Origin of the sequence: Streptomyces antimicrobicus (assembly GCF_020532625.1) — a bacterium.
GTDB classification, from domain to species: domain Bacteria; phylum Actinomycetota; class Actinomycetes; order Streptomycetales; family Streptomycetaceae; genus Streptomyces; species Streptomyces antimicrobicus.
On record NZ_JAJAUY010000175.1, the window covers coordinates 1 to 11,029 of the forward strand.

General features: G+C 73.7%; 11 protein-coding genes. 2 read left to right on the top strand and 9 right to left on the bottom strand.

From position 1 onward, the window contains the following. Positions 1–43: 43 nt before the first annotated feature. The 8 genes from LG632_RS27480 to LG632_RS27510 all read right to left on the bottom strand — a co-directional run bounded on the left by LG632_RS27480 (position 44) and on the right by LG632_RS27510 (position 6,428). Complete coding sequence (locus LG632_RS27480; protein ID WP_226730266.1) at positions 44–448, bottom strand: rhodanese-like domain-containing protein; 405 nt, start codon at positions 446–448, stop codon at positions 44–46. Further along, positions 439–1,089, bottom strand: coding sequence for a cupin domain-containing protein (locus LG632_RS27485; RefSeq protein ID WP_226730257.1), 651 nt, complete (start codon positions 1,087–1,089; stop codon positions 439–441). Before LG632_RS27485 ends, LG632_RS27480 begins: the two co-directional genes overlap by 10 nt. A 66-nt stretch (positions 1,090–1,155) precedes the next feature. Continuing rightward, a complete protein-coding gene (locus tag LG632_RS30770) occupies positions 1,156–1,242 on the bottom strand; it encodes a putative leader peptide (RefSeq protein WP_338116662.1) in 87 nt (28 codons plus the stop codon). Between the two features lie 32 nt (positions 1,243–1,274). Then, entirely contained in the window at positions 1,275–2,861 is a 1,587-nt protein-coding gene (locus LG632_RS27490) for an FAD-dependent oxidoreductase (RefSeq protein ID WP_226730258.1), read from the bottom strand. Between the two features lie 163 nt (positions 2,862–3,024). Continuing rightward, positions 3,025–3,936, bottom strand: coding sequence for an amino acid ABC transporter permease (locus LG632_RS27495; protein ID WP_226730259.1), 912 nt, complete (start codon positions 3,934–3,936; stop codon positions 3,025–3,027). Further along, on the bottom strand, positions 3,933–4,607 hold the full coding sequence (locus tag LG632_RS27500) for an amino acid ABC transporter permease (protein ID WP_226730260.1): 675 nt from the start codon (positions 4,605–4,607) through the stop codon (positions 3,933–3,935). The genes LG632_RS27495 and LG632_RS27500 overlap by 4 nt, the downstream gene beginning before the upstream one ends. Positions 4,608–4,690: 83 nt before the next feature. Continuing rightward, the gene (locus tag LG632_RS27505; protein ID WP_226730261.1) at positions 4,691–5,542 is read right to left on the bottom strand and encodes a glutamate ABC transporter substrate-binding protein; all 852 of its coding nucleotides are present in this window, start codon (positions 5,540–5,542) and stop codon (positions 4,691–4,693) included. Positions 5,543–5,642: 100 nt separating this feature from the next. After that, positions 5,643–6,428: an amino acid ABC transporter ATP-binding protein gene (locus LG632_RS27510; RefSeq protein ID WP_226730262.1), complete on the bottom strand. Its 786-nt coding sequence runs from the start codon at positions 6,426–6,428 to the stop codon at positions 5,643–5,645. A gap of 393 nt (positions 6,429–6,821) precedes the next feature. Here LG632_RS27510 and LG632_RS27515 point away from each other — a divergent pair, with 393 nt between their 5' ends. Together LG632_RS27515 and LG632_RS27520 are read left to right on the top strand one after the other, a co-directional pair. Next, positions 6,822–7,532, top strand: coding sequence for a response regulator transcription factor (locus tag LG632_RS27515; RefSeq protein ID WP_226730263.1), 711 nt, complete (start codon positions 6,822–6,824; stop codon positions 7,530–7,532). 11 nt (positions 7,533–7,543) lie between these two features. Continuing rightward, positions 7,544–8,953 (top strand): sensor histidine kinase, encoded by a 1,410-nt coding sequence (locus LG632_RS27520; RefSeq protein WP_226730264.1) that lies wholly within the window; start codon positions 7,544–7,546, stop codon positions 8,951–8,953. Between the two features lie 52 nt (positions 8,954–9,005). On the opposite strand, the gene LG632_RS27525 is transcribed toward LG632_RS27520, so the two are convergent. After that, positions 9,006–11,029: endo-beta-N-acetylglucosaminidase (locus LG632_RS27525; protein WP_226730265.1), on the bottom strand; the 2,024-nt coding region annotated here is incomplete at its 5' end.

Genomic DNA, 11,029 nt, shown 5'->3' on the forward strand with positions numbered 1-11,029 from the left:
CCGCGTCGGCCGCTGCCGCCGCGGGCGCGTCGCGCCGGCGGGCCTACGCCGGCTCGACCGGGTGCCCCGCCGCCTTCCAGGCCTGGAAGCCGCCGATCAGGTCGGTGGCCCGGTGCAGGCCCAGCTGGTGCAGGGAGGCGGCCGCCAGACTGGAGGCGTAGCCCTCGTTGCAGACGACCACCACCCGCAGCTCGTGGCTGGTGGCCTCGGCGGCGCGATGGCTGCCCTGAGGGTCGAGCCGCCACTCCAGCTCGTTGCGCTCGACCACCAGCGCCCCCGGGATCAGCCCGTCCCGCTCGCGCAGCGCCTGGTAGCGGATGTCCACGAGCAGGGCCTCGCCCGCCCGGTACGCCGCGTACGCCTCCCGCGCGCCGATGCGGGTGTAGCCGGAGCGGACCCGCTCCAGCAGCTCGTCGATGCCGGTCGGCCGGGGGGCGCTCACTGCCAGTCCGCCGGACGCTCGACGTGCTCCAGGGTGAGCACCAGGCCGTTGCGGCTGTAGCGGCGGATCTGCGGCAGCGGCGGGTAGTACGCGTGCACCGAGACCGCGTGCTCCCGGTCCGAGGCGTTGAGCACCTCGTGGACGTGGTGCTCGCCGAACGCCCGCCCGGTCCCCGCCTGCACGGCGCGGCTGCGGTCGTGGCCCGGCGCGAGCTCCAGGCGGTGCCAGCCCTCGGACGGCAGCCGGACCGCCAGCGAGTGCTCGACGAGCCGCCCCCGGGCGGTGGCGAACGCGCCCCGGGACTCGGCGTGGTCGTGCCAACCGGTGCCGGTGCCCGGCGGCCAGCCGATCAGCCAGGCCTCGCTGCCGCCGGGGCCGTCGAGCCGGATCCAGGTGCGGCCCTCGGGATCGAGCGGGAGCCGGTCGACCACGTCGGGGTCGGAGGCGGTGCGCCGCGCGAAGTCGAGGAGTTCCGCGGCGGTGGGACCGCCACCGCGCGGACGGGCGGCGGCGCCGGGCCCGGAATCGAGCCCGGATTCGGGCCCGGCGTCGGGAGCCGGGCGGGAATGCGCGGCAGGAGCGGGAGCGGGAGCGGGAGCAGGTGCAGGGGCGTGCGGGGGCACGGGGGCGTGCGCGGAGACAGACATGAAGGGGTGACCGTCCTGGAGGTTCGCGAAAGGAGCGCGCCGACGGCGCGCGGGGGAGAAGGCGAATCAGCAGGAGGGGCGACAGACGCAGCCCGCGTAGCGGAGGAGGTCCATGTGGACCCTCCGCCAGAGGCGTACGTCGGTGCCGGTCATGTCCGTGAGTGAACCATGAGCGGCACCGACGGTCAATCGATCACCGCGGGGGGCGTGGCCGCGGCCTCGCCCAGCGACAACTGCGCCGGCTCGCGTTCGGGCGCGCCCGCCCGGACCCGGTCGGCCGCCTCGTACAGCTCGGCCGGCCGGACGCCGGCGAACGTCGCGGCCAGGTGCCCGTCCGGCCGGACCAGCAGCACGGTGTGGGCCGCGGCCCCCGGGTAGCTGTCGGCGACCAGCAGCTCGGTGCGCATCGGCAGGGCGCTCACGGCCGCCGCCAGCCGGGGCATCAGCCCGGCCTTCACCCAGTGGCGCCGGTCCCAGACCCCGGTGCCGGGGGCGACGAGCACCACCAGCAGCCGCCGGCCCAGCCGGTCGCGCAGCGGCACGGTCGAGCCGTCGGGCGCGGTCACGGCGACGTTCTCCACCGGCCCGCCCGGCTCGGTGGCCGTCGGTACCTCGCGGACCGCGACCGGAGGGGCGTACGCCGGGGGCGCTCCGAGCGGCCCGCGCCCCAAGTGGCCGTCGGACAGCAGCTGTTCCTGCGCCCGGGACGAGCTCGGCAGCAGCGTGCGCAGCCCGCCCCCGCCGCGCAGTACGGGCATCGCCTGGTCGGCGGCGCGCAGCCGGGCGGCGACGGCGGTGCGCCGCTCGCTCTCGTAGCTGTCGAGCAGTGCCTCCGAGGCCCCGTGCTGCCAGGCCAGCGCCAGCTTCCAGGCGAGGTTCTCCACGTCGCGCATGCCCTCCTCGACCCCCTGGGTGCCCAGCGCGCCCAGCAGGTGCGCGGCGTCCCCGGCCAGGAAGACCCGGCGGTCGCGCCAGCGCCGCGCAAGCCGGTGGTGCAGCGTGTGCACGCCGGTGTCGAGCAGGTCGTACGGGGGAGTGGTGCCCTCGCACCAGCCGGCCAGGGTGTCGCGCACCAGCGTGACCAGCGCGTCCGGGGTGACCAACTCGCCGCGCGGCTCCAGCAGCCAGTCCAGCCGCCACACCCCGTCGGCCAGCGGCCGGGCCGTGACCTCCTGCGGCGGGCTGCGGTGCAGCAGCGCCTCGCCGGGCCAGGGCAGCTCGGTGCGCAGCGCGGCCACGGCGTGCCGTTCCACGGCGGTGCGGCCGGGGAAGCGGATGCCCAGCAGCTTGCGCACGGTGGACCGGGCGCCGTCGCAGCCGACCAGGTAACTGCCGCGCCACCAGGTGGTCTCGGCGCCGCGGGTGTGCGCGGTGACCCCGTGGGCCTCCTGCTCCAGCGCGTCGAGCTTGCTGTCGGTGACCAGTTGGACCAGCGGGTGGGCCGTGGCGGCCGCGCGCAGCCGCCGGGTGAGCGCGTGCTGGGGCACGTGCAGCGGGGCCGGCGCGTCCTCGAAGGTGGTCCGCCGGCCCTCCTGGCGGCGGCGCATCACGCGCCAGGCGGCGTACGCGGCGCCCTCGTCGCGCAGGTTCGTGCAGCCCAGGCGGTGGGCCATGGCGGCGGTGTCGGCGTGCAGCACGACCGTACGGGCGGGGCGCGGATCGTCCTTGCCCGGCCCCTCGTCGAGGACGACGCAGGGCACGCCCTGCCCGGCCAGGGCGAGAGCCAGGCAGAGCCCGACGGGCCCCGCGCCGACGACGATCACCGGGTCCATGGCGCGGCTCCCGATGTCCGGTATGTGATCACAGAACGTATGCAACCCACTCGACGTGCGTGCGTCAAGTGACGCCGGCCTTCGGGGAAGCGCCGGAGCCCGTGTGCGCGAGCGGAATGACACCGCCGCAGCACACGGGCTCCGTGGGAGGACCGGCTCCGGATCAGCTGGTGGGCGCGTCGGCGGCCCCGGCGACGTCCTTCTCGGCCGGACCGCCCGCCGGTTCGCCGGCCCGCTGCTCGGGGAGGGTGCCGCCCTTGCCCTTCTTCGCCCGCCGCAGCCGCCGCTCCAGCCAGGAGGCGAACATCGTGAGGGCGAAGTTGAGCAGCACGTAGATCAGGGCGACCACGAAGAGGGTCGGGATCACGTTGCTGTAGTTGGCCGAGATCTGCCGGATCGACGTCATCAGCTCGGCGAAGCCCAGCAGGGCGCCGGCCAGGGCCGTGTCCTTGAGGATGACCACGAGCTGGCTCACCAGCGCCGGCAGCATCACCGTGACCGCCTGCGGCAGCAGGATGTGGGTCATCGTCTGGCCCTTGCGCAGGCCCAGCGCCCGCGCCGCCTCGGCCTGACCGCGCGGCAGCGACAGCACGCCCGCCCGGACGATCTCGGCGATCACCGACGCGTTGTACAGGACCAGGCCGGTGACGCACGCGTACAGCGGGCGGATCTCGGAGTCCACGCCGGACTGCACGAACAGCGCGGAGGCGAAGACCATCAGGATCAGCACCGGGATGGCCCGGAAGAACTCCACGACCGCCCCGACGGGAATCCGCACGAAGGCGTGGTCGGACAGCCGCGCGATGCCGAGCAGGGCGCCCAGCGGCAGGCCGATCAGCATGGCGAGGAAGGCGGCCTGGAGGGTCTGCAGCAGGCCAGGGATCAGATAGGTGGTCCAGATCTGCCCGTCGGTGACGAACGGCGTCCACTTGTCGGCCTCGAGCTGGTTCTTCTCGCCCATGGCGGACAGGACCCACCAGCCGGCCAGCGCCAGCAGCACCACGAAGACCGCGGTGTAGGCGAGGTTGCGCACCTTGGCCCTGGGGCCCGGGGTGTCGTACAGCACGGAGCTCATCGCTTCACCGCCACTCGCTTGGCCACCCAGCCCAGCAGCAGGCCAGTGGGCAGGGTCAGCAGGACGAAGCCGAGGGCGATGACCCCGAAGACGGCGAAGAGCGCGTCCGCTTCGTTCTCGATCATTTCCTTCATCAGCAGCGAGGCCTCGGCCACGCCGATGGCCGCCGCCACGGTGGTGTTCTTGGTGAGGGCGATCAGTACGTTGGCCAGCGGCGCGATGACCGCGCGGAAGGCCTGGGGGAGCACGATCAGGGTGAGCACCTGGAAGAAGCTCAGACCCAGCGCCCGGGCCGCCTCGGCCTGCCCGACCGGCACGGTGTTGATGCCGGAGCGCAGCGCCTCGCAGACGAAGGTGCCGGTGTAGGCGACCAGGCCCAGCACGGCCAGCCGGAAGCCGATCTCCTTGAAGTTGTCACCGCCGAGCGCGAAGCCGAGGGTCTGGTTCAGGCCCAGCGAGCAGGCGATGATCAGCACGGTGAGCGGGATGTTGCGGACGACGTTGACGTACGCCGTGCCGAAGGCCCGCATCAGCGGGACGGGGCTGACCCGCATGCCGGCGAGCACGGTTCCCCATATGAGGGAGCCGACGGCCGAGTAGAGGGTGAGCTGAACCGTCACCCAGAAGGCGCCGAGCAGGTCGTACTGCCCGGAGTCGAGAAAATCAAACACGATGCCCTGCGCTCTCCCCAGGATGGCCGGTGAGGGACGCCGCCGCCCGTGGCAGGCGGGCGGCGACGCCCCTCATCGCTGACTCAGCTGCCCTCGGTGATCTGCGGGGCAGGCTCGTTCTTGTAGTTGGCCGGGCCGAAGTTCTTCTTCACGAACTGCTCCCAGGAGCCGTCCTGGACCATCTTCCTGAGCGCGGCGTTGATCTTGGTCTGGAGCTCCTTGTCGCCCTTCTTCAGACCGATGCCGTAGTTCTCGTTGCTCAGGCTCAGGCCGACCAGCTTGAACTTGCCGACGTTCTTCTCCTGGGCGGCGTAGCCGGCGAGGATCGAGTTGTCGGTGGTCAGGGCGTCGACGGCCTTGTTCTCCAGGCCGGTCAGGCACTCCGAGTAGCCGCCGAGCTGCTGCAGGTCCGCCTCGGGGGCCAGCTTGGTCTTGACGTTCTGCGCGGAGGTCGAGCCGGTGACCGAGCAGAGCTTCTTCTGGTTGAGGTCCTCGGCCTTGGTGATGGAGGTCTCGTCGGCGCGGACCAGCAGGTCCTGGTGCGCGAGGAAGTACGGGCCGGCGAAGTCGACCTTCTCCTTGCGCTTGTCGTTGATCGAGTAGCTGGCGACGACGAACTTCACGTCGCCGTTGGCGATGAGGTTCTCGCGCTCGGCGCTGACGGCCTGCTTGAACTCGATCTGGTCGGCCTCGTAGCCGAGCTCCTTGGCCACGTACGTCGCGACGTCCACGTCGAAGCCGGTGTACTTGCCGTCGGGGGTCTTCAGGCCCAGACCCGGCTGGTCGAACTTGATGCCGACGACGAGCTTGTCCTTCTTGCCCGCGCCGTCACCGCTGCCGCCGCCGCTCTTGCCGCTGCCACCCGCGCAGGCGGTCGCGGACAGGGCCAGGGTGACGGCAACGGCCGCGGCGGCGCCGGTCTTGAAAACCTTCATGGTGAACTTCCCTCGGATGAGACGTTGTTGTCCGATGAGCGGCGTGCGCGGGACGTGCCCGGTCCGCTCCGTCGACCGGTTGACTACCAGACGCGAACCGTCAGTGGTGCAGGATCTTCGAAAGGAAGTCCTTGGCGCGGTCACTGCGCGGGTTGCTGAAGAACTGCTCGGGCGCGGCCTCTTCGACGATCTTGCCGTCCGCCATGAACACGACCCGATTGGCGGCCGAGCGGGCGAAGCCCATCTCGTGCGTGACGACGACCATCGTCATGCCCTCCCCGGCGAGCTGCTGCATGACCTCCAGCACCTCGTTGATCATCTCGGGGTCGAGCGCCGAGGTCGGCTCGTCGAACAGCATCACCTTCGGGTCCATGGCCAGCGCGCGGGCGATCGCCACGCGCTGCTGCTGGCCGCCCGACAGCTGCGCCGGGTACTTGTCGGCCTGCGAGCCGACGCCCACCCGGTCCAGGAGGGCGCGGGCCTTCTGCTCGGCCGCGGCCCGGTCGGCCTTGCGGACCTTGACCTGGCCCAGGACGACGTTCTCCAGCACCGTCTTGTGCGCGAAGAGGTTGAACGACTGGAAGACCATGCCGACGTCGGCGCGCAGCCGCGCCAGGTCCTTGCCCTCCGCCGGCAGTTCCTTGCCGTCGATGGTGATGGTCCCGGAGTCGATGGTCTCCAGCCGGTTGATCGTCCGGCACAGCGTCGACTTGCCCGATCCCGAAGGACCGATCACGACGACGACCTCACCGCGGGCAATGCTCAGATCGATGTCCTGAAGCACGTGCAGCGCGCCGAAGTGCTTGTTGACGTTGCTCAGGACGACCAGGCTGTCCGCAGCCGGCGCCGCGTCCTTTGCGCCCTCGGTCACTGATACTCCGCTCATCGGCTTCTTGCTCCGTCCTCCTCGGTTGGGAGGACAGTAGGGGGACCGTGCGCACACCGTCATCACATCTGAGCGAGAATTGAGGATAACGATCCGGACTCGTGCGTACACGGTCCGTGTGCGCCGCACGCTGTACGCGTACCGGGTGGATAACGACAAGGCGCGCCGCACTCGGACGGCCTTGACGTGGGAGTCTTTGTCGGCGTGGATGCATGGTGGCCACAAACGTGCCGGCTGTCCGGCACGCGCCCGGCACCCGGCCCGCACCGACACACCTCGGCCACTTCCGACCACAGTGGCCGACGGACGGGCGGCGCCGCACGACCGCACGCACGCACGACCGTACGACCGCACGCACGACCGCACGACGGAAAGATCCGGAAAGGGGGACGCATGAGACTGCTGCTCGTCGAGGACGACGACCACGTCGCCGCCGCCCTCTCCGCCATCCTGGCCCGCCACGGCTTCCGGGTCACCCACGCCCGCAACGGCGAGGAGGCCCTGCAGGCGCTGCTGCCCGCCGACGCCCCGCCCTTCGGCGTGGTCCTGCTCGACCTCGGACTGCCCGACCAGGACGGCTACGAGGTGTGCGGCAAGATCCGCAAGCGCACGTCCACCCCGGTCATCATGGTGACCGCGCGCTCCGACGTCCGCTCCCGCATCCACGGCCTGAACCTCGGCGCCGACGACTACGTCGTCAAGCCCTACGACACCGGCGAGCTGCTCGCCCGCATCCACGCCGTCGCCCGCCGCACGGGTGCCCCCGACGAGGCCGCGCCCGGCCCGAACGGCGGTGGCGGGCCCGCCGTGGTCCGCCTCGGCCCCGTCGCCGTCGAGCTGTCCACCCGCCGGGTCAGCGTCGACGGAGTCGACGTGCCGCTGACCCGCAAGGAGTTCGACCTGCTCGCCCTCCTCGCCCAGCGCCCGGGCGTGGTCTTCCGGCGCGAGCAGATCATCAGCGAGGTCTGGCGCACCAGCTGGGAAGGCACCGGCCGGACCCTCGAGGTGCACGTCGCCTCGCTGCGCTCCAAGCTGCGGATGCCCGCGCTGATCGAGACCGTGCGCGGGGTGGGCTACCGGCTCGTCCCGCCGCCCGCCGCCTAGGAGCGGCCCCGGTGCGCGCCCGGCTCCTCCCGCTGCTCGTCGTCCTGATGGCCGGCGTCCTGCTGGCCCTCGGCTTCCCGCTGGCCGTCAGCCTGGCCGCCGGGCAGCAGCAGGGCGTGGTCGTCGACCGGATCGACGACAGCGCCCGCTTCGCCGCGCTCGCCCAGTTCGTGATCGACTCCGAAGGCGCCGGGCACTCCGGCGCCGACGAGCGCCGCGAGACCCTGCAGTCCGAACTCGCCCGCTACCAGGAGCTGTACGGCATCCGGGTCGGCATCTTCTACCGCGACGACAACGCCATGGCCCGCGCGCCGGGCTGGTGGCGGCTGCCGGCGGACGGCGAGGGCCGGCGCGCCTTCGAGGAGGCGCTGGCCGGCCGCCGCAGCCACGACCCCGCCCAGGTCTGGCCCTGGCAGACCGACGGGAAGCTGCTGGTGGCCTCGCCGGTCGTGCTCGACGGGGACGTGGTCGCGGTCGTCGTCACCGAGTCGCCCACCGACCGTATGCGCGCCCGCACCCTGCGCGGCTGGCTGCTCACCGCCGCCGGGCTGGCCGCCGCGATGCTGCTCGCCTTCGGTGCGGCGCTGCGGCTGACCAGCTGGGTGCTCAAGCCCGTGCGGACCCTGGACGCCGCCGCCCACGGCATCGCCACCGGGCGGATGAACTCCAGGGTGGCGGAGTCCGGCGGCCCGCCGGAACTGCGCAGACTGGCCACCTCGTTCAACGAGATGGCCGACAACGTCGAAGAGGTGCTGGAGCAGCAGCGCGCCTTCGTCGCCGATGCCTCCCACCAGCTGCGCAACCCGCTCGCGGCCCTGCTCCTGCGGATCGAGCTGCTCGCCCTGGAACTGCCCGAGGACAACGAGGAGATCGCCTCCGTCCGCGCCGAGGGCAAGCGCCTGGCCCAGGTCCTCGACGACCTGCTGGACCTGGCCCTGGCCGAGCACGCCTCCGCCGAGCTGGCCGTCACCGACGTCGGCCGACTGGCCGCCGAGCGGGTCGCCGCCTGGCGCCCGCTCGCCGAGGAGAAGGGCGTCCGGCTCGGTCTCACCGGGCGGGCCGCCGTCACCGGCTGGGCCGACCCGATCGCGCTGTCCAGCGCCCTGGACGCGGTGATCGACAACGCGCTGAAGTTCACCCCGGCCGGGGAGTCCGTCGAGGTGTCGGTGGCGGCCGACGGGCGGTACGCCCGCGTGGTGGTCGCCGACCGGGGCCCGGGCCTGACCGAGGAGGAGCTCGCCCGCATCGGCGACCGGTTCTGGCGCAGCGGCCGGCACCAGAACGTCAAGGGCTCCGGCCTCGGCCTGTCCATCTCCCGCGCGCTGCTCGCCGCGGGCGGGGGCTCGCTGGCGTACGAGACGAACCCGCCGCACGGCCTGCGCGTGACCGTGCGGGTTCCGCGCAGCTCTCCGCAGGGCTGACCCGCCCCGGCCCCACGCCGCCGGGGGCAGGCCGGAAGCGGTGGCTGCGGTCCTACCAGGGGTGGTGGACGCGGGCGGCCGGGCCGGCGGTGTACAGCTCCCCGACGGCCCGGACCTCGAAGGTCGCCGCGCGCTCGCGGCCGTCCCGCAGGAGGCCGGGCACGTGGAACGCCGTCCCGCAGGTGCCGCCGAGGAAGCGCCGCCCGCCGTCGCCGAGCACCCGGTGGAGCTCGTAGTGGCGGACCGGACCCGGCGCCCGCCGCCACGACAGCCGCAGCTCCGTCGTCCCGTCGCCGCCGGACGCCCACGCGTCCACGGTGAGCTGGCCCGGGGCGGCCGGCCGGTCCCGGCGGCCGTCGTACGCCGCCAGGGCCCCGAGCCGCCAGGAGAGGGGGCCGCCGCCGGCGGGGCCGACGAGCCGTACGGCGAACCCGTACCCGGTCCGGCCCGCGAGCCCGGCCAGCCGGAACCGTGACGTCCGCCAGCCGCCGCGGGCGCTTCGCGACGACGCCACCCATGTGTACGGGACGGGCTCGCCCGGCGCGGCCGGTTCCCGGGTGGCGACGCCCAGCTCGACCGCGACCGGCCCCGACCCGGGCTCCGTACGGTGGACCAGCTCGACCACCGTGGACCGCGACAGCGGCAGCCGCGTGGCGTGCAGGCCCACGGTGACCGCTGCGGTGGGGGCGCCGCGCACGAGGAGGCTGGAGCCGCCGCGCCAGGCGTCGGCGAAGTCCAGGGTGACGGCGGGGCGCGGGCCGGTGGTGTCCACGACCCAGCGGCGGCCCGGCAGCCGGTCCTGGAGCCCGAGGTGGTTCCACGGCCGGTCCGAGGCGACCCGGCCGGCGTCGTACCAGCGCAGGCCGTGCCCGGTGTTGAAGGCGCACGCGAAGGGCAGGGCCGCCACCGTGGACCGGTCGGCGACCACGGTGGCCGGCGCCCGCCAGCCGGCGGTCGGGCCCGCGGAGTCGGGCGCGGGCCCGGGGTGGGCCGCGGGCCCGGGGTCGGGCGCGGACGCGGGGTGGGCGGGGTCGAGCGAGGCGCCCGTCCAGAACCGGTCGTCGGCGGCGTGGAAGGCGCCGGGGGAGCGGTCGGTGAGGTGGTTGCGGGTCCATTCGGGCCGGTAGAGCCCGACACTGACGACGTGCCGGCCGCTGGTGGGCACGAGGGCCTCCCACGGGACCGGGGTGTCCCAGCCCCGGGCCTCGACGTCCACGCCCGCCCACAGCTCGTAGCGGTCGCGGCCGATCCTGTCCGCGCGGGCGGCGGACTGCGCGAGGGTGTCGGCCGTCCAGCGGAAGTCGACGAAGAAGCGGTCGCTGACCCGGCCCGAGCGGTCCTCGTAGAACTCCTGGTTGAGGTCGTTGAGCCCGCCCTGCCAGTCCACCCGGCCGGTCACGCTCAGGGCGTCGTACCAGGTCACGCGGAGGTCGTGGGCCGCGCCGGCGGTGCGCAGCGCGCGCAGGAAGGCGCGGGCGCGGGCGGCGAGGGCGCTGTCGCCGCCGTCGGTCTCGGCGTTCACGAACCAGCCGTCGAAGCCGTAGGCGCGGGCGACCCCGGCGAGCTTCTCGGCGACCGGGAACCGGCCGTCGGCGTCCTGCTGGACGAGGTCACGCGTCCAGCGGAGGTCGCCGCCGTACGCGACGGGCGGCAGGAAGACGGTGCCCAGCACGCGGACGCCGTTGCGGTGGGCGGCGTCCACCAGCGGCGCGTCGGGGGCGAGGACCAGGCCCTCCCCGGCGGATCCTCCCCAGAAGACGAGCTCGTCGAGATAGGCCCAGTGGGTGAGCGCGTAGTGGTCGGCGGTGGCGGACCCCTGCGCCGGGTAGCCGGCGGTCGGACCGAACGAGACCAGCGCGGAGATGCGCGCCTGGTCGGCGCGGGCCGCGGGGTGGGGCGGGACCGGGGTGAAGCGGGGCGCGAGGGGGACGCTCGCGGCGCGGAAGGCGAGGTCCGGATCGCCCTCGGGCGTCCAGGACATGAGCGAGCGCCAGACGACGCCGGGGGCGGGACGGCCGGCGGGCAGCGTGTCGGGGAACCAGTAGGAGGCGTACGGCGCCAGGCCCGCGGCCGGTG

What these genes read in the sequence shown, in the direction of transcription:
- LG632_RS27510 (WP_226730262.1), bottom strand. Translation starts at nt 6,428, where the DNA reads ATGAGCGGAGTATCAGTGACCGAGGGCGCAAAGGACGCGGCGCCGGCT.
- LG632_RS27515 (WP_226730263.1), top strand. Translation starts at nt 6,822, where the DNA reads ATGAGACTGCTGCTCGTCGAGGACGACGACCACGTCGCCGCCGCCCTC.
- LG632_RS27505 (WP_226730261.1), bottom strand. Translation starts at nt 5,542, where the DNA reads ATGAAGGTTTTCAAGACCGGCGCCGCCGCGGCCGTTGCCGTCACCCTG.
- LG632_RS27490 (WP_226730258.1), bottom strand. Translation starts at nt 2,861, where the DNA reads ATGGACCCGGTGATCGTCGTCGGCGCGGGGCCCGTCGGGCTCTGCCTG.
- LG632_RS30770 (WP_338116662.1), bottom strand. Translation starts at nt 1,242, where the DNA reads ATGACCGGCACCGACGTACGCCTCTGGCGGAGGGTCCACATGGACCTC.
- LG632_RS27495 (WP_226730259.1), bottom strand. Translation starts at nt 3,936, where the DNA reads ATGAGCTCCGTGCTGTACGACACCCCGGGCCCCAGGGCCAAGGTGCGC.
- LG632_RS27485 (WP_226730257.1), bottom strand. Translation starts at nt 1,089, where the DNA reads ATGTCTGTCTCCGCGCACGCCCCCGTGCCCCCGCACGCCCCTGCACCT.